Origin of the sequence: Nitrosovibrio tenuis (assembly GCF_900109785.1) — a bacterium.
GTDB lineage: Bacteria > Pseudomonadota > Gammaproteobacteria > Burkholderiales > Nitrosomonadaceae > Nitrosospira > Nitrosospira tenuis_A.
Window position 1 is genome coordinate 92,536 of the sequence record NZ_FOBH01000006.1, and the last position, 18,575, is coordinate 111,110.

16 protein-coding genes are annotated in these 18,575 nt (G+C 53.3%); 8 read left to right on the forward strand and 8 right to left on the reverse strand.

The features are described 5' to 3' along the window. The first annotated feature begins 276 nt into the window (after positions 1–276). Complete coding sequence (gene mpl / locus BMX00_RS09235; protein WP_090828730.1) at positions 277–1,632, forward strand: UDP-N-acetylmuramate:L-alanyl-gamma-D-glutamyl-meso-diaminopimelate ligase; 1,356 nt, start codon at positions 277–279, stop codon at positions 1,630–1,632. A gap of 146 nt (positions 1,633–1,778) precedes the next feature. Here mpl and BMX00_RS09240 read toward each other — a convergent pair whose 3' ends face one another. Beyond that, positions 1,779–2,294, reverse strand: a complete 516-nt coding sequence (locus tag BMX00_RS09240) for a DUF3617 domain-containing protein (protein ID WP_090828731.1) — start codon at positions 2,292–2,294, stop codon at positions 1,779–1,781. Between the two features lie 179 nt (positions 2,295–2,473). On the opposite strand from BMX00_RS09240, the gene BMX00_RS09245 reads away from it, so the two are divergent. Next, complete coding sequence (locus BMX00_RS09245) at positions 2,474–3,151, forward strand: ankyrin repeat domain-containing protein (protein ID WP_090828732.1); 678 nt, start codon at positions 2,474–2,476, stop codon at positions 3,149–3,151. Positions 3,152–3,441: 290 nt separating this feature from the next. Here the strand turns inward: BMX00_RS09245 and BMX00_RS09250 are convergent, their stop codons facing one another. Together BMX00_RS09250 and BMX00_RS09255 are read right to left on the reverse strand one after the other, a co-directional pair. Next, entirely contained in the window at positions 3,442–4,710 is a 1,269-nt protein-coding gene (locus tag BMX00_RS09250) for a cytochrome P450 (protein WP_090828733.1), read from the reverse strand. Between the two features lie 51 nt (positions 4,711–4,761). Beyond that, positions 4,762–6,939, reverse strand: a complete 2,178-nt coding sequence (locus BMX00_RS09255; RefSeq protein ID WP_281245904.1) for a di-heme-cytochrome C peroxidase — start codon at positions 6,937–6,939, stop codon at positions 4,762–4,764. A 536-nt stretch (positions 6,940–7,475) separates the two neighbouring features. Between BMX00_RS09255 and BMX00_RS09265 the strand changes: the two genes are divergently transcribed. From BMX00_RS09265 to mgtE, 5 genes are all read left to right on the forward strand, one after another. Beyond that, positions 7,476–9,329 (forward strand): ribonuclease catalytic domain-containing protein, encoded by a 1,854-nt coding sequence (locus tag BMX00_RS09265; protein ID WP_090828735.1) that lies wholly within the window; start codon positions 7,476–7,478, stop codon positions 9,327–9,329. Between the two features lie 327 nt (positions 9,330–9,656). Continuing rightward, positions 9,657–10,574 carry an energy transducer TonB gene (locus BMX00_RS09270; protein ID WP_090828736.1) on the forward strand — a complete coding sequence of 306 codons (918 nt, stop codon included), beginning with the start codon at positions 9,657–9,659 and terminating at the stop codon, positions 10,572–10,574. Positions 10,575–10,600: 26 nt separating this feature from the next. Then, positions 10,601–11,419, forward strand: coding sequence for a shikimate dehydrogenase (gene aroE / locus BMX00_RS09275; protein WP_090828737.1), 819 nt, complete (start codon positions 10,601–10,603; stop codon positions 11,417–11,419). A gap of 33 nt (positions 11,420–11,452) precedes the next feature. Further along, positions 11,453–12,151: a monofunctional biosynthetic peptidoglycan transglycosylase gene (mtgA, locus tag BMX00_RS09280; protein ID WP_090828738.1), complete on the forward strand. Its 699-nt coding sequence runs from the start codon at positions 11,453–11,455 to the stop codon at positions 12,149–12,151. A 140-nt stretch (positions 12,152–12,291) separates the two neighbouring features. Next, the gene (mgtE, locus tag BMX00_RS09285; protein WP_090828739.1) at positions 12,292–13,725 is read left to right on the forward strand and encodes a magnesium transporter; all 1,434 of its coding nucleotides are present in this window, start codon (positions 12,292–12,294) and stop codon (positions 13,723–13,725) included. A gap of 15 nt (positions 13,726–13,740) precedes the next feature. Here the strand turns inward: mgtE and lysA are convergent, their stop codons facing one another. Both lysA and lptM read right to left on the reverse strand, forming a co-directional pair. After that, positions 13,741–15,033 (reverse strand): diaminopimelate decarboxylase, encoded by a 1,293-nt coding sequence (gene lysA / locus BMX00_RS09290; protein ID WP_090828740.1) that lies wholly within the window; start codon positions 15,031–15,033, stop codon positions 13,741–13,743. Next, on the reverse strand, positions 15,030–15,203 hold the full coding sequence (gene lptM, locus BMX00_RS09295) for an LPS translocon maturation chaperone LptM (RefSeq protein WP_090828741.1): 174 nt from the start codon (positions 15,201–15,203) through the stop codon (positions 15,030–15,032). Before lptM ends, lysA begins: the two co-directional genes overlap by 4 nt. An 82-nt stretch (positions 15,204–15,285) precedes the next feature. Here lptM and BMX00_RS09300 point away from each other — a divergent pair, with 82 nt between their 5' ends. Next, the gene (locus BMX00_RS09300; RefSeq protein WP_090828742.1) at positions 15,286–15,657 is read left to right on the forward strand and encodes a hypothetical protein; all 372 of its coding nucleotides are present in this window, start codon (positions 15,286–15,288) and stop codon (positions 15,655–15,657) included. Positions 15,658–16,532: 875 nt separating this feature from the next. Here the strand turns inward: BMX00_RS09300 and BMX00_RS09310 are convergent. Genes BMX00_RS09310 through gmhB form a run of 3 tightly spaced genes read right to left on the reverse strand, consistent with a single transcriptional unit; the run spans position 16,533 to position 18,572 of the window. Beyond that, positions 16,533–17,291: a M48 family metallopeptidase gene (locus BMX00_RS09310; RefSeq protein WP_245727985.1), complete on the reverse strand. Its 759-nt coding sequence runs from the start codon at positions 17,289–17,291 to the stop codon at positions 16,533–16,535. Positions 17,292–17,304: 13 nt separating this feature from the next. Next, on the reverse strand, positions 17,305–18,036 hold the full coding sequence (locus tag BMX00_RS09315; RefSeq protein ID WP_090828744.1) for a lysophospholipid acyltransferase family protein: 732 nt from the start codon (positions 18,034–18,036) through the stop codon (positions 17,305–17,307). After that, on the reverse strand, positions 18,033–18,572 hold the full coding sequence (gene gmhB, locus BMX00_RS09320) for a D-glycero-beta-D-manno-heptose 1,7-bisphosphate 7-phosphatase (protein WP_090828745.1): 540 nt from the start codon (positions 18,570–18,572) through the stop codon (positions 18,033–18,035). Before gmhB ends, BMX00_RS09315 begins: the two co-directional genes overlap by 4 nt. Positions 18,573–18,575: the final 3 nt, after the last annotated feature.

Sequence of the window (18,575 nt, forward strand, 5' to 3'; positions counted from 1 at the left end):
CTCGCATCACAGTTATCGGGGCATGAGGGCACGTAGCGGTATTAGAGTTGTATTAGAGTTAATATTGTGAAAATCTGGGATGCCTGCACCGAGCCCGACGCTCAGCTGGACTTGATGGCGAATTGACGAAAGCAAAGCTGTAAGTGTAACAAAAAACCGGGCGGGCGATGGTTATACCGTTCTTTTCCAGATTCTCATTCAGCAGATCAGATAGATCTATTTCCCCTCATAATGGGCTGTTGGTAGGGCGCACAGTTAATATTCAGGAGTTGAGGCTTGCATATCCATATTCTCGGCATTTGCGGCACCTTTATGGGCGGGATAGCGGCAATAGCGCACGAAGCCGGCCATAAGGTCACCGGTTGCGATGCAAGTGTTTACCCCCCCATGAGCACCCAGTTGAGTTCTCTGGGAATCGAACTGAGCGAAGGATACTCTCCGGAACAGGTCAAGGTGAACCCCGACCTGTACGTAATAGGTAACGTGGTAACACGAGGCAACCCTCTCATGGAGGAGATCCTCAACCGTAATCTTGCGTATATTTCCGGACCTCAATGGTTATCAGAAAATGTGCTCCATGACAGATGGGTTTTGGCTGTCGCGGGGACGCACGGCAAAACCACGACCAGTTCCATGCTTGCCTGGATACTTGACTATGCAGGCATGGCGCCCGGATTTCTTATCGGCGGCATTCCAGAAAATTTTGGTCTGTCCGCCAGGCTTGGAGCGTCCCCTTTCTTTATTATTGAAGCGGATGAATATGACACGGCCTTCTTTGACAAGCGCTCGAAATTTGTCCATTTTCGGCCGCGGACGGCGATACTCAATAATCTCGAATTCGATCATGCCGATATTTTTGCGAATCTTGCGGCGATTGAGCAGCAGTTTCACTATTTGGTACGAATAATTCCCGGAAACGGGCTTATCATCAGCAATGGGCGGGAGGAGAGCCTTGGACGTGTGCTAGCCAGGGGTTGCTGGACACCCGTTGAAAAAGTAGGGGTTATAGATGGCTGGCAGTCTGACATGGTCACCGCCGGCAGTACTGCCGTTTCCTTCAGGGGCCAGCCTCAGGGGATCTTGCACTGGCAGTTATTGGGGGAACACAACCGCATGAATGCGCTCGCTGCGGTGGCGGCCGCCCGTCATGCGGGCGTGCCGGTCAACACAGCCATCGACGCACTGTCACAATTTAGAAACGTCAAGCGCCGCATGGAAGTGCGTGGAGAGGTTAAAGGCATTACTATCTATGACGATTTCGCTCATCACCCCACGGCGATCCGGACAACTCTCCAGGGTCTGCGCGATAAGGTGGAGGGCGCGCGAATTATCGCTGTGCTGGAACCCCGGTCCAATACAATGAAAATGGGTATTTGGAAAGACAGCTTAGCAGACAGTCTCGCTGCAGCAGACTTGGTGTTCTGCTATACCGCCGGCCTGGGTTGGGACGTGGAAAGCGCGCTGGCCCCCATCGGCGCAAAGGCTCGCGCTCATGACAGCCTGGAGCCGCTTATTGTGGCTATCGCAAGCGCCGCTCATTCGGGCGACCATATACTTATAATGAGCAACGGCGGTTTTGGCGGAATTCAGGAAAAGCTGCTCAAAGCCATCGCTGGAATTGGTGCAAAGTGAATTCGCCCTTCTTTAACCTAAACGCGCTTTTCGGCTCCTCAATTGCCTGCGCGGTTGTTCGCCGAGCTGTCAGCCGGTTGCCAGCCAGTTTTCAGTAGCCCAGTTGTCAGCTCAGCTATCGCAAGGCGATTCTTATTCGGATGTTATTACGGACTTGCCGTCGTGCAATTCTCACCAATCCACCTGCCGCTCGTATCGGCCCGATCATTGACGGGAGTTCCCCGCACAACGCCATTAAATTCGGTTTGACCTGAGAACGTCTCGGGGTTCGTGAACATTCCTTCGGCTTTTCCGCTTCCCTTAATTTCCGGTCCCGCACAAACGAGATCAAGCTTATAGCCGTTTTCTGTCTGCGCCGTTTTTTTTACGCTGCAGCCCGATTGGCGCTGATGAAAATAGTCGGGAATCTTTTGCTCAGCCATTTGTTGTGTGATACAAATTTTAGACATAGCTGCACCGTTTTGGATTTTAGGCATGACAACGCCATATTGCTTGGCCAGCTTAGACAACATTTGTACTTGATCCGGGGGAATTTCGGGCACCAGATTGAGTAACACCGAAGTGGTCGTTACTTCCCAAAGTCCTGGGCGCGCCGTAAAATCCGCTGAGCTTACTGACGGCGCCAACAGCAACAATAAGCCGATAAAATGGGCTTTGCGCATGGAATCTCCTTAAGCGCTAACACGTCATCTGGAAATGTGGTGGATGATACACCCGTCTGTCGTAAGTTCGATATAACGTGAGAGATTCGTTCATGCAATGGTTGTGTCCAACCAACGGAAGAATTTGGGGCCGTGAGTTATTTTTTTAGAGCTGGGGTGGGGAATTTGAGGAGCATGCCATGCAGAAAAGAATTGCAATGAAGTTGCCGCACAATACGCGTCTTTTACTCATCCTGTTAACTTTGTTCGGCGCTTCGGTCAGCACCTGGGCGAGCACGGGCGACATCGAACTTATCACTGCGGCAGGGAATGGAAACCTCTCCCGCGTTAAAGCCCTGCTTGCTGCCAAAGCCAATGTGAATGCAAAAACGGACGATGGCACCACCACCGCGCTGATCGCGGCATCTGAAAACGGTTACGAAGACGTAGTGCAAACACTGCTTCGGGCCCAAGCGGATGTAAACCTGAAGACAGACAATGGCAATACTGCATTGCTGCGAGCGACGCAAAGGGGCCATCCACAGGTAGTGAAAGAGTTGCTTACCGCCAAACCGGATGTGAATGCCCGCAGGAATGATGGCGTAACGGTACTGATGCAGGCTTCACAAGAGGGACAGCCCGAGATAGTACAGATGTTGCTCGACGCCGGCGCTGATGTGAACGCCCGGCTGAGCAATGGCGCGACCGCATTAATGCTAGCGTCGCAAATCGGCCACACCGGGGTGATACGGGCACTGCTCGCCGGCAAGGCCGATGTGAATGCAAAAGCCGGCAATGGTGCTACGGCACTAGTGCTGGCATCGAAGTATCGTCACCAGGATGTGGTAAAACTCCTTAAGGAAGCCGGTGCGAAATAGAGCAATCGGGGGAACGCAACGCGGGCAACGCAACCAAGCGGAAACAAATTATTCTGGCGAGATAATACTGTGAATTCGTCATGCCGGGCTTAAGAATTCAACCGGAATCCACCCCGAATCCAACCCGTTCAGCAGGAATGAGATGCTCGCATGCACCGGATACCCGCTTCCTCCGGTAGGGATTTGTAGTATCTGCGTGCCGGATCGATAGCTACCTGCTGCCAGTCACGCGGTCCGCCATAGCTGTTGGCTGTCAAGCGTGGCGGGCACTTATACGGGAGGGCGCTTTATTACATGGTCCAGGAGAGATCGTACTGCTCGGGGAAGGGGCCGGACTTGTAATCGATAGGCGCTTTGGCGGTTATGTTTTGCCGTAATAAGACCTGACGCACCATTTCGGGAATCATAACCCCGCCCACGTAGCGCCCCAGGCACTCATGACTGCCAAAGCCGAAATGGCAATAATTATACCAATTGCGCTGCGGTATAAACTCATCCGGTGATTCAAATGCCCGCTCGTCGAATGATGCCGACAGCGTGACCGGCAGCACATAAGTGCCGGCGCGAAGAACCGTTTCATGCCCTGTGCCTTTGGCCGCGGTGTAGTCGCTTGCGGTGCGCCGAAATAAATAGGGAGTGATGGGGACGAAGCGCAGAGCTTCCCAGACGATGCCATCAAATTCTTTGGGGTCAGCGTAGGGAGCCACGGCTTTTGCCCTGGCAAGCCACTCCGGATGCTGCATCAGGTACTGGATAACCTGCGCGACTGCCTGTGAGGTCGTCTCGACCGCGCCAATCAACAGTCCGCCAGCGTTGATTCCCAGGCGTTTGATATCGAAATTCAATTGCTTCGGGTAATCCGTCCGCAACATTCTGGTTACGATATCGTCATCCAGCCGCACGAGCGTTGAGAGTGTTAGTTCTTCCGCTTTCACTTGCAACGTGCGTCGGGCAATAAGCTCGACTATGAACTTCCCCAGGTCCTTGGAAGTTTCATCGTGCCGATCGATGATGGATTGGGATTTTTCAGGGGGTAGCAAATCGAAGGGCTGGTTGTGGAACGTGTCATACTGATTCCAGTAGGACCATTCAATCAAGTCTGATCTTTTGGCCCCGGTCAGCCCGAAATACTCCCGTACCAAGGTTGCCGGCACCATGCGGCAATAGCTATTGACTACCTCGATATTTCCATTGGCGCTGTCGAGTATCTCCTTGCCAACCCTGCCGACCATGTCACGGACTGCCGGCAGATCGTCGCGATTCAACATGCATTGCATGAGGGATTTTTCGCGCGTATGCAGTGCGTCGTCGTCGTGCATCATCAGGTAATCGCCCATTTTTGAAACATAGGGCTCTACCGTAAATACCTTCGGCATGTTCAGCACTTCCCTGCAATCATCGAAGCGCGTGATCAGGGTGAATTTTGGAGTTATCAGTATGGGCCGCTTTTCGCGTAATTCCTTAAAAAACGGCAGAGGTTCGGTATCGATCCAGCGGCGAGCCAGAAAAGATTTGTCTGCCTCGGCAGCTGCATCATACTGTTCCAGGTAGCTTGTCATCGGTTGCTCCCTTATTGAAGTTTGTTTTAAATAATGATGTGTGCGGTTCGATCACAATGTCTTCAGGTATTCAAGCAAATCGAGCCGTTCCTGCTTGGACATGGGGTACAGGCATTTTTCCTTGGCAGATGCATCCAGGTCGCCATCCTTAATCTGCTCGTTTGCACAGAGTTCCCGAATTTTCTGGTCTACACGCCCGTCAGCCTCATTGGCCACGCGACGGGCCCCATACTCGTGCCCGGCATTGCTGTTTCCCTTGGTATAGCCTCCCATGTCGTCCTTAATACCTTGCGTGCTGAATATGAAGCCTCCGTAACCACTGCTTTTCAAGCCAACCTTGACCGGGTCGAATTCGCGCGACCCCACTTCAAACTCGTCAGGCCGGTACTCGCCATCTTCAGGGTCCCCGGGACGTTTCTTGGGAAGCAATAAATCATAGAGAGTGGGCACCGAGCCATTATGCAGATAAGGCGCTGTTGCCCAGATGCCGTTCAAGGGACGCGCTTTATAGGCGCTCAGCGAAGCCACCGGATTGGCAGTCGTGTCCGGGTCATATTCCCCTTGTTTCATAGATGCTTTGATCTGGTTGTCGCGAAATCCGGTTGCCAGGTTATAGGCCCACTCGGCCCAGCGTTGCAGAAACCACTTGTCCGGTTCTGGCGTCGCGACGACACCGACTGTTGCTTTAGTCAGCAGAGCCGCAACCGGTGCTTTGCGATCAAGCAGAATGTCACCCACACCGAGGCTCACGTACTGGTTACGCAGAATACCGGAAAAACCCTGGTAAGTTACCGCGTTGTGCGCCATCTGCGTATCGGTTCCGGCATCGCTGGCTCTCGACATATGCGCCACGACGCGGCGATCCGTATCGTTGCGAACAATTCTCGCGTGGCAGCTTACGCAATGTTTATTGAACAGCGATCTTCCGTTCGCCAGGCGTTTCTCGTCGAAACCGCCAAGAATATTCTGCGGCCACTCCGGGGACTGCAAATTCCAGAGACGGGCTTCGATCCGGCGCAGGTTCATAACGTTCACCGAAGAGTCGAAGCTGATATGTTTGCCAGAGAGCCCCTGCCCCGTGATAAAAGAGGGCAACGAAAACCCATCCCGTTCCGTCCAGTCAAGTGTGCCGAATACGCCAATCGCCTCCCCCGCGTTGCGGGCGATGGCTTTCAACCCGGCATTCTCGGTAAGGCCATTCCATTGAACGTAGTCATGTTGAGGGGTGTCCCACAGGAATGGATAACTGACCGGCGCATTAGGCGGGTTGAATATTTTTTTGCGTAGTTTTCCGAGTGCTTCCCATCCGTTGGTCTCATTCAGTCGGGTAACAATATCCTCCCCCATTTGATCACGCTGAGCACCGGTAAGGACGTTACCGGTTTGATCCGTCATTGATGTCAGCTCCGCTTCGGTCAAGGCTCGATCACCCATTACCCTCGGGTCCCGCAGCAGTTCATTAAGCTCTCTTACACTTATGATGTGCTCCAGTACCCGGTTGTATATGCGTCCGAATGCGTCCAGCCGTCCATGGCCATAGTGGGTCGTACTGTAATTGATCGTTATGTAATTCGCGAGGCGCCTTTCATATCGGCCAAGGTCGGCAAGTACCTCGGCTTCGGTTTTATACTTACCTTTGGCCAATACATTCTGCACAAAACGCTTTTTAACCTCGTCATCGTTCTGGGTGACCCGGAGCGCCTTGACCAGGTCTCTCATAAAACCTTCCATATCAGCGATCGCCGGACCTCCGTCAATGCGTATGCCTTTGCCCTGATAGTTCAGTTGCCCGGTATGGCAGGCGGCGCATGTCAAGCCGACGTAATCCTTGCCCTTATAGGTATCCTTGACGAAGCCAACCGGTAGCCCATCGGGATTACTGGAGGTAGCTTTCTGCGGCAGGTACCGGTAGAAGTTCATGTTTTCGTTGGACCGAAACAGCTCGGTCTTGCCGGCTTGCTCCAACGTAAGAAAAAAATCGTAGGGCATCATGTTCGATCCCTGCGTGACGGTATAAAACCAAAGACTATCGGCGGGCGCCCAATTCTGGGGAAGATACTCGACAGTGCTGAAATGATCGCCAAAAACATCCTGCTTGACGGTCGTTGCGCCTCGATCCGGATCGGTGTCACTCAGCGCTGCGCAAGAAGGCAAGAGTGCGATCACGAGAAACACCACAGGAACGAGATATGTACGCCGTACGTTCAGCGCAACAGAAGCTTGGTTCAAAGCGGCCCCCCTTATAGCGGAAATGGTAATGACGATGCGGGAATTCGGGAATATCCTTTTTTAAACATTATAGTCGATTCCTGCGAATTATCAGGCAATGATGAGCTGAGCATAAGCCATCGGCCGGGTAATGCTATCGACAAAGACGCCGTTGCATGCGGCGAGTCATTCTGGAGATCTGATAGCGATATGTGATAATAAATTAATCGTGCATGCAAACTTCTCGCCTGTATTTTCCTCTAATCGCGGTACTTTTATAAAGTGGTACCGGTATCTTTTATAAAATATTACTTCTGAGAGCAATCATTATCCCAAGAGCTTAAGGCTCGGATTCGTATACCCGAAGGTTTACCGGCCGGACCGAGTCAAGCACGTGAAGGTCGTCTTTCGGGCTATAATTTGAAATATCCAAAAGTTGGAAATCTCTGAAATAGGCCTCGGCCATATAGTAATTAGTAATCAGAGAATAACTCGGAAGTTTTTCAATCCTGCCCAGCGTTGTCCAGGTGCGGCTGATCTAGCCGCAAATAGAACTCATGAATGTATTTTACGAAGAGGAAGGCACTTTCAAAGTGGGCGCTGTCCTTGCCGACAACACAACGTCGCTGCAGGTGGAGGCGCCCCATGGCAGGCGCGCTAAAATAAAAGCTGCTTCGGTATTGCTGCGGTTTGACGCTCCATCACTATCCGAATTCATGGATCTTGCCCAAAAAACGGCAGAGGACCTGGATCCGAATTTCCTCTGGGAATGCTGCGAGAGCGAGGCGGAATTCGCGAGCGATAAATTGGCTGCGGATTATTTCGGCCATACGGCAACTCCCGAGGAAGCGGCGGCAATATTGATCCGGCTGCACAGCGCGCCGATGTATTTCTACAAAAAAGGCCGGGGACGGTATAAGGCTGCGCCACCGAAAGCGCTCGAGGCGGCTCTGGCCAGCCAGGAAAAAAGGCGACTACAGGCAGAACAGCAGACCCGCTATACGCAATTACTAAGCACATTCACGCTGCCAGAAGAGTTCAGGCCATTATTATCCAGTCTCCTCTATCGGCCGGAAAAGAATACAGTCGAGTGGAAAGCGCTCGATGCCGCATGCAATGCAACCAAACTGAGCGTATCCAAACTGCTTGAGAAGTGTGGCGCCATCCCTTCTACGCATGAATACCACGTCAACCGGTTCGTGCTGGAGCATTTTCCCGAAGGCCCGGACTTTGGCGAACTTGATGCGGGCGAGTTGATCGACCCGGCAGATATACCGGTCGCGGATGTGGTTGCCTTCAGCATCGATGACGTCACCACTACAGAAATCGATGATGCTTTTTCTGTAACCCCACTTACTCTGGGCAGTTTTCGCGTGGGTATCCACATCGCCATTCCCACTTTGGGAATCCCGCCGGGTTCGCTGTGGGATACAGTAGCGGCACAGCGCCTGTCCACGGTGTACCTTCCCGGAAGTAAAATTACCATGTTTCCGGATGCCGTGATACAGCACTACACGTTGCGCGAAGATGGGTTGTGCCCCGCACTTTCAATGTATCTCGACGTGACCGACGATTTTACGGTCATCGCGACAAGCAGCCGGATCGAGCGGGTGAAAGTCGCCGCAAACCTCAGGCACGACACATTGGAGGAACACTTCAATGAGTCCACTCTGGCGGGTGGTCACCTCGACCATCCTTTCGGAAAGGAATTGCTGGCGTTGTGGAATTTTGCGTCCAGGCTGGAAGCGCTTCGGGGCAAGACCAATGACAGCAATAATGAGCGGATCGATTACAGTTTCTATGTCAAAGACGATCGCATTACCATCAGTCAGCGCCGGCGGGGCTCGCCGATTGACAAGGTGGTGTCGGAACTGATGATTTACGTTAACGCCGAGTGGGGCAAGCAGCTTGCCGATGCCGGGGTTGCGGGCATCTATCGCAGTCAGGGCGGGGGCAAGGTCAGAATGAGCACTTCGCCCGCGCCGCATCAGGGTTTGGGCGTATCCCAGTATTCCTGGATCAGTTCGCCGATGCGCCGCTATGTCGATTTCATCAATCAGCGTCAGCTGGTTGCATTGTTGCGCGGCGAAATTCCGCCTTACACCCGAGAGAGCGAGAGCCTGCATACATTCATGCGTGATTTCGAGGCGGCGTACGAAATTTATGGAGATTTTCAACGCAGCATGGAGCGCTACTGGTGCCTGCGGTGGCTGTTGCAGGAAAAAATTGAAATAACCGGTGCGCAGGTGTTGAAGGAGAACCTGGTAAAGCTGGACCATTTACCGTTGATAGCGCGGGTATCCTCACTACCGGATATGCCGCCGGAAACAAGCATTGAAGTGGAAGTGTCCCAGATTGACCTGCTGGAACTCACTTTCAGCGTACGGTTTCTGCATAAACTTCAGGCATGAGAGGTTGACCGTCAGTAAGATCATTCTAACGTGACAAAAAAGTTTTTTATTGTTTAGAATAGATGGGTACTGAAGATAGAATGAACATAGATCTCATCCTGGTTGCTGAGACAGGAGCCGGCTCTCATTAGGTTGAATTCGCATTGGGTTGAACGTCGTCAATGGATGTGCACACGCTACAATCCGCGCGCAAATGACCCCGACTGTCCTCTCTCGTTGTGTACGCTCAGTTGCCCGCTCAGTTGCCTGCCAGACGCTCCATGCCAAGCATTCCGGTAAATCCTGAAAAATATTTTTCCAGCGTAATTCCGATACTCTGCTGACCAATTGAGCGCAACCTCAAATATTTCCGATTTTCATTCAGCCTATGTCCATGATTGGCTGCTGAACCGTTCGTCACGCTTAAACGTGGCAATAGCGGTATCAATAGTAATTCATGCCATTGTCCTGTTCGGTATCAACTTCAAACTCCCCTCTGCAAAAAAAGAGCATGCCAGCGTTCCGCTGGAAGTCGTATTGGTAAACAGCCAGTCAGCATCGAAACCGCGAAAAGCAGATGCGCTGGCGCAGGCCAACCTGGACGGGGGGGGCAACACCGATAGCAATCGCCGGGCGAAAACGCCTGTTTCGCTCATGCCGAAGCCTGAGAATGCAACCGAGGCGGCCGCTGTCAATCAACGAACAGAGCAGCTTGAGCAGGAAGCGAAACGGCTGATGACAGCGATCAGCAGCGACGAGGAGGTGAAGCAAACCGCTCAGCCCTCGGATCGGTTGGAGCAAGACTCAAAAATTACCGATGCCGGCGATCTGGTTCAAAGAAGCCTCGAGATTGCACGCCTGGAAGCGCAGACTGCGCAGGATTACGAAGCTTATCAGAAGCGTCCAAAACGCAAATTCATCGGTGCCCGCACACAGGAATACCGCTTTGCCCGTTATGTTGAAGACTGGCGCATCAAGGTGGAGAGGATCGGGAATCTCAATTATCCCGAAGCAGCGAAACGCGAAAAACTCTACGGAAACCTGCAGCTCACCGTTGGCATCAGGTCCGATGGCAGCCTGGAATCTATCGAAATCAACCGGCCGTCGGGCAAAACCGTTTTGGATGAGGCGGCGGTACGCATCGTGAAATTGGCTGGACAAAATGGATTTGCCCCTTTTCCACCCGATATCAGCCGGGACATTGACATCCTGCACATCACGCGCACTTGGGCATTTACTCGTTCAGACGAACTGACGAGTGAATAGCCAATTTCAAGCCGGGCATTTCCCTCATGTCTGATTATTACGCCGTTATCGGCAACCCTGTTGCCCATAGCAAATCACCCCTGATTCATGGTGAGTTTTCCCGGCAGACTGGCCAGGACATGCGTTATGAAAAGATACTTGCACCGATTGGCGAATTCCCCACCGTGGTAACCGAGTTTCGCCAGCACGGGGGTAAAGGCTTGAACGTGACTGTTCCATTCAAGCTCGAAGCCTTCAGGATATCTACCCATCACACCGAGCGGGCTGACGCTGCACGGGCGGTCAATACGCTCGTATTGGAAGACGAAGCAATTCTTGGCGACAACACCGATGGCGCGGGATTGGTGCGTGACATTACGGCCAACCTGAAATTTTCGCTTACAGGCAAACGGGTATTACTGATCGGCGCGGGGGGCGCTGCGCGCGGGGTAATCATGCCGCTGCTTGAATATGAACCGTCTATTCTGGCTGTCGCCAATCGTACGCAAGAAAAAGCATATGAGCTGCAGCAGCGGTTTTCCAGTTCAGGGAACGTCGTAGCCATTGATTACGCTGATCTTCATGGGGAGCAATTCGACCTCGTCATTAATGCCACTTCCGCCAGTCTGAATGGGGAACTGCCGCCGCTGCCAGCCGGCGTTTTTGCCGCCGAGTCCCTGGCGTATGACATGATGTATGGAAATAGAGATACTCCTTTTCTGCAATTCGCAGCGCTGCAGGGCGTTACGCATTTCTCCGATGGGGTTGGTATGCTGGTAGAGCAGGCAGCGGAATCATTCTTTCTCTGGCGGGGGGTCAGGCCAAGAACGGATACGGTCATTGAAATGCTCAGGTCCCATGCGTGAAATACCTTGAAAACGTCATAGTGCGTCAAACGCATGAAGCCGTTTCTCCGGCGCTGGTTCTGGCGCATCCCTCTATTTCTCATCGGCCTGGCGTTGATCTACCAGTTATGGATCTTTGGCCACGTTGTTTACTGGAACTTTTATAACCCGTCGACCAGTGCTTTCATGCAGGATCGGCTGGAGATATTGCGGCAGAAAGATCCCGGCGCCACGCTGAGGATGAAATGGATGCCGTATGAACGAATTTCACCCAATCTCAAGCGGGCAATCGTTGCTGCCGAGGACAGCAAATTTCTGGAGCACGAGGGTTTTGATTTCGAGGCCATCCAGAAAGCCTACGAAAAAAATCTGAAAAAAGGCAGGCTGGTGGCAGGCGGCTCCACCATCAGCCAGCAGCTCGCAAAAAACTTATTCCTCTCGGGTCAAAAGACCCCATGGCGTAAGATCCAGGAAGCGCTCATCACATTGATGCTTGAAAACGTGATGTCCAAACGCCGCATCATGGAAATCTATCTGAATGTGATTGAGTGGGGAAATGGCGTGTTTGGCGCGGAGGCTGCGATCCGCCATTATTACGGCGCCTCGGCTTCTTCGATCAGCGCGGAACAGGCAGCCCGCCTCGCGGCAATGGTTCCGAATCCTCGCTTCTACGACCGTCACCGCAATACACCGTGGTTATCGAAGAAAACCGGCATCATCCTCAGCCGCATGGCCCTGGTGGAAATTCCATAGTATTCTCGCTGTCTCAAAGGCAGAGTATAAGGGTCGGGAGAGCCATGCATACTTTCGGTTCCTCGTCCGTCCTGTCATAATAGCGCCCGATTTTCTCCCACCGTTCCGTCGCTCCCGCCGCTCCGATAAAGCGATCTGTCATGACAAAAGCAAATAAACTCAGGGAAACGGAAAACCTGCAAGAGCACTTGCAGCGAATAATCCACCTGTTGCGCCAACAGGAACTGGCGGAAGAGCGCGCGCATGTTGCGCATCCGGACCTGGGCGAGTCTGTAGAAAAAAAACCGGATCTGGCGGAATTGCAGAACCTTCTCGACAGGCTCCATCCCGCCGACGTCGCGCACATTCTGGAGGCCTTGCCGCTTGAAGAGCGCCTGATCGTCTGGGATATGGTCAAGGCCGAGCGCGACGGTGAAATCCTTTTGGAAGTCTCGGATGCGGTACGTGAAACGCTGATCGCTACCATGAACAGCGGGGAAATGCTCGCTGCGGCAGAACAGCTGGATGCCGACGAAATCGCCGACATCGCCTCCGATCTTCCAAGTGAAGTGATCCATGATGTGTTTCAGTCCCTTCCGATGGAGGAGCGCGAGAAGTTGCGCGCCGCGATGTCCTATCCGGAAGACTCGGTTGGCGCGCTGATGGATTTTGACGTTGTGACCATCCGCGAAGACGTGACAATGGAAGTGGTATTGCGTTATCTGCGACGCCTTGATGAACTCCCTGATCATACCGATCTATTGTTCGTAGTGGATCGAGGCGAGCACCTCAAGGGTGTGTTGCCATTGAACAGGTTGCTGGTAAGCGATCCGAACGCAACCGTGGACTCGGTTATGACCCGTCAAACGGTGGCATTTCATCCCAACGAGAAGGCGCACGAAGCCGCGCAGGCATTCGAGCGCTATGATCTTGTTTCGGCCGCCGTCGTAAATGGAGAAGACAAACTGATGGGGCGTGTTACCGTTAACGCGGTGATGGATTTTATTCGGGAGGAATCCTCAAGCGAAGCGCTCAATCTGGGTGGTCTGCGGCAAGAAGAGGATCTGTTCGCGCCGATATGGAAAAGCCTGAAAAACCGGTGGACCTGGCTGGCTATCAACCTGGTCACCGCGTTTATTGCCTCCCGTGTCATTGGCATATTCGAGGACTCGATTGAAAAACTGGTAGCGTTGGCGGCGCTGATGCCGATCATTGCCGGAATTGGCGGCAATTCAGGCAACCAGACCATTACGATGATCGTGCGTGCGCTCGCGTTGGGCCAGATTAATGCAGCGAACGCGCGCAAGCTGTTTGCCAAGGAAATGGGCGTGAGCGTGGTAAACGGTCTGGTATGGGGGAGTATCGTCGGATTGTTCGCCTTTCTGATCTACCGGAGCGCGTCCCTGGGCCTGGTGATGACATTGGCAATGCTGTTGAACTTGCTGCTGGCGGCGGTATTGGGCGTGCTGATACCCCTGACTCTTCATAAACTCGGCCGTGACCCGGCAACAGGTTCGAGCGTACTGATAACAGCCGTTACTGATAGCGGCGGTTTCTTCATTTTCCTCGGGTTGGCTACCCTTTTTCTGTTGTAACGGCCAGTGACGCTTTCAAAGAGGTGACAGAAAGCAGTCCAACCCCGCAGTCCGCCAGGACGGTATTGTTTCGCCAGCGATCAACTGGTCTATGGACTCGCGTTCGCGTATGACATGGATCCGGTCCCCATCGATCATCACCTCGGCGGCCCGCGGGCGCGTATTGTAATTCGAACTCATGCTCATGCCATAGGCTCCGGCAGACATGATGGCGAGCAAATCTCCTTCAGACAGGGCCAGATCGCGGTCATGCCCAAGAAAATCCCCGGTTTCGCAAACAGGGCCGACAACCTGATAGGTTTTTACGTTCCCATCATTTTTCGAAATTACTGGAACGATTTCATGGTGGGCATCATACAAGGCAGGGCGCATAAGGTCGTTCATTGCCGCATCCACAATGGCGAAGTTGCGATGGGGACTGTGTTTCAGGTATTCCACGCGCGTCAGCAACACACCGGCGTTTCCCACGAGCGCCCGTCCAGGCTCGATCAATACGCGTTGCTTGCGCTGGCCGATCTGGCCGCATAACGCGTTGACATAGTCGCGGGCGGATGGCGGGCTTTCTCCGGAATAGCGAATACCCAACCCACCGCCCAAATCGAGGTGATCGATTTCCAACCCCTGAGTCTGCAGGCGATCAAGCAATTCCAGCATTTTCCCGCAGGCTTCTGCGAAAGGAGCGAGTTCTGTCAGTTGTGAGCCAATATGGCAATCCAGCCCGGTGATGCGTAAATTCTCAAATTGCCGAGACAAGGCATATAGGGATTCCGCTTCTTCAAAGGGAATTCCGAATTTATTTTCCTTGAGGCCGGTGGAAATATAAGGGTGAGTCTTCGCGTCCACGTCCGGGTTGACGCGCAGGCTCACCGGCGCTGTCTTCTTCACTTCGCGCGCAACGCGATCCAGCATTTCCAGCTCTGACCGGGATTCCACATTGAAACAGAATATCCCCGCGTCAAGCGCGGCCCGCATTTCATCAGGCCGCTTGCCCACACCGGAAAATACGATTTTTTGCGGATCGCCTCCCGCTTTCAAAACCCGCTGGAGTTCACCGCCCGAAACAATGTCGAAGCCGCTGCCGAGCCGGGCGAACAAGTTGAGAATAGCCAGATTGGAGTTGGCTTTCACCGCATAGCAAATCAGATGGTCGCGCCCGCCAAACGCGGCATCGAATGCCTCGTAAGCGGCAGCCAGCGCCGCTCGGGAATAAACATAACACGGAGTGCCAATTTCCTCGGCAATGCGATCCAGGGGAACCGATTCACCCCAAAGCCTGTTGCTGCGATAATCGAACGGCCAACCGCTCACTTCTTTTTCCCATCAGCCGGGGCTTGTCCCGATTCGGGTGCGGCTGGTTGGGGTAGATAAAGCGGCCCCTTGAGACCGCAGGCGTTTAGCAGCAAGACCATCAGAACAGTAGTGAAGAAGCTACGCATGACAAATAAACAATAATGAATATGGATGAGAAATACTAACATAACGGCTAATCTGTATTAGCTCAAACTACGGCCATGCAATATCGGCAGCGGTAGCTCCTTTCAATTCCTGGGAGAACTGGAAATGGCGAAGAAAGTGGAAATCAAGTGGCTGAGCGAACCGGAAGAACACGACTACCTGGCGGCGAAGTCGTATCTGAGCCTGATATATGAGCAATCTATGGCAAACGCGTATGTGGAAAAATTGAGACGCGGCTCGCTATCGGAGTTCAAGGCAAAAGACATTTTCAGGGCATCCCGTCTGTCCCTGCTTGGGATCAGCAACGCGCACGTCGAAAAAGATCAACAGAAAATAGAGTCGGGGCAGGCGCTCCGGCCGCTTTTGCTGGTACGGGATTCAGCCAATGGCAGGGTTACCATTGCCGATGGCTATCATCGGTTGTGCGCGATCTACCCCTATGATGAGGACGCTATCGTGCCCTGTAAAATCGTGTAGACAGCGTTTCAGTTGAAACGGGCAAAGGCCTGTCCAACATGAACACAAGCCTATGAAAGGCTAACTGGGATCCAACTCGCCGGCTGGACGGGAGCGCGACCGAAGGAAACGCGAAGGGCCAGCGGCTAAGTGGAATATGGAGTGTCCACTGTGAATAGATTACCGGACGAATTGGGTCAAGTCGGCCACTTATAAATACAAATATCTCAAATGTGCCATTACAGGACATTAACCTAGTGGCAGTCATGATGGCATTCGAGGCACGATTCAACTCTGTTTACAATGCGTTGCAGTCTGCGGTGACTGCAGCTGGCATGGACTGTCAGCGAGTGGATGACATCTGGGTGCGCGACCACATCATTCAAGATGTCGTGTCGCTGATTTATAGGGCAAGTATTGTGATTTGTGACTTGACGGGACGCAATGCTAACGTGTTCTACGAAATGGGGGATTGCACACACGCTTGGTAAAGATGTGATCATGATCACCCAATCAGACCCAATCAGCGGCTGATGTTCCGTTCGACGTAGCCCACATCAGGCACATCCGATACATGCAGAACGGTGAAGGGTGTCAACGCTTACGGAAGATGTGGGCCGCTGGCTAACGGGGCTTCAAGCTCGTCGATAAGTGGGTACAGAACTGTCCAGAATGACCTCCAAGGCCAAGATACGGTCCTTTCGGCATAGGCTGCTCCACCGCCCATAGTGGACATTGGTCTGGGGAAACCTCCTTCATCCGCTTGGGGTCTATATTTGAGACACTCTGGCGCGAGGCCCTCCGATCTGTCAATGGCAGATTCTCCGCTCGGTCCAACTAAAATGGGACTGCTACGGCTAATCAATAACAGAAGTACTTGCTAGACAATAGCTCTGCTATGGTCCATCACTCTTCAATTCTTTTCTCGCCGCCGCATAGTTGGGATATACACGTTCCACCGTTTGCCAGAACGCCGAGGAATGGTTCATTTCAATGAGGTGGGACAATTCATGCGCGACAACATAATCTACCAGATGGAGTGGCTTTTGGATCAGCCGCCAGTTCAGGCGGACCACTCCGCGCGATGTGCAACTGCCCCATAGGGTTCGGGCATACGATAACCGCAATCGCGGCAGTTCAACGCCGAGCCTGGGCGCGTACAAGGCGATACGTTCGCTGAAGCATGCCAGGGCGTGGCTGCGGTACCAGTTCATTACGATGCGCTCGATTTGCTGAGCAGTCAGTACGGATGGCAGCGATAATTGCAGCTGTGCCTGCTCAGCCTTGATATTTTTCGCCGCCGGAACCAATTGCGCCGATCCGTTCGGGGTGGGCACCAATTGCCAGGGCTCACCCAGCAGCGGAAAGACGGCACCTTCTTCCCACTCCGGACCGCGGGGTTTTCTTTGTGTCCATTCGTCCAGTTTTTTGACGATCCAGTCGGCTTTGTTCTGTAGCACCGATTCGACCCAGCGTAACGATTCTCTCGTCGGGATACGAACGGTCAGGCCGGTGCCGTCCACTCTCATGCCGATGGTTTTCCGCTTGCAGCGCATGAGGGTGTAGGCGACCTCCTTGCCGTTGAGGCTGACGCGCCGAACCTCACCTGTCGATAATCTGGCTGCTGCCGAGGTCTGGGCTAATGTCTCTCTCATGGTCTTTCCAGAGTCATAAAGCGTCCGGTGCCCCATGGTCAATCCGCGCCACCTCAGCTTCTATCCATGATTCCACTTTGGCATTGAGGTCGTCGGGTTCCATTCCAGTGGGATCTATCGGCGTCCCGATACTTACTGTGATGGTGCCAGGCAGCTTGACAAGGGCGTTCCTACCCCAGAACCGCCCCGCATTATGCGCTACCGGGACCACGGGCACACCCGTGTGAGTGGCCAGCCATGCGCCGCCAATGCGGTATTTGCCTTTTTGTCCGGGCGGAATGCGGGTGCCCTCCGGAAAAACCACAATCCAGAACCCCCGTTTAAGCCTGTCTTTTCCCTGAACGACAATCTGCTTAAGCGCTGCTTTACCCGAGTTGCGATCGATCGCGATCGGACTTGTCATCGCCAGTCCCCAACCGAAAAACGGAACACGCAGCAGCTCTTTTTTCAGCACCCAGACCTGGGGTGGAAAAATCTGCTGAAATGCGAGCGTTTCCCATGCCGATTGATGTTTGGACAGTATGATACTCGGCGTTTGCGGAATCCGCTCCGCCCCGATAACGCGGTAACGGATGCCACAGATAATCCGCAGCAGGAACAGCATCAGATGTGCCCAGCCGGAAGTGATACGGTAGCGGCTGAGTGGAGACAGCGGAAACGCGGCCAGTATAATCAGGAAATAGAGCGGGGTAATGACAATCTGGCATAACGTGTAAATCGCCGAGCGCAGCACTGCAAGGATCATGCTTGTTCTGTCAGCGCATCAACGGCGGCCGCAAGGTTTGGAAATATCAAGGTGTTTACCGGCAGTCCCCCTTCCGCCTTGGTTTTTTCGCCCTTGCCGGTTAATACCAGAACCGGGATTGCGTTCACCGCGGCCGCGGCTTGCAAATCGCGCAGTGAGTCACCGATTGCAGGAACGCCGTTCAACTCCAGCCCGAAGCGCTCCGAGATTTCCTTGAACATTCCGGTCGCGGGCTTCCGGCAATCGCAGTTATCCGTAGTGGCGTGCGGGCAGAAAAACATCGCGTCGATACGACCGCCAGCCTGGTTGGCCGCCTTGCACATCTTGTCATTGATGGCGTTGAGTGTGCCCATGTCGAGCAGGCCTCGGCTGATACCCGACTGGTTGGTGGCAACAACGACCCGATAACCCGCTTGGGTAAGATGTGCAATGGCTTCCAGGCTGCCTGGGATGGGTTTCCATTCGTCCAGTGTCTTGATGAAGGCTTCGCTGTCATAATTGATGACACCGTCGCGATCGAGAATGACCAGTTTCATAGT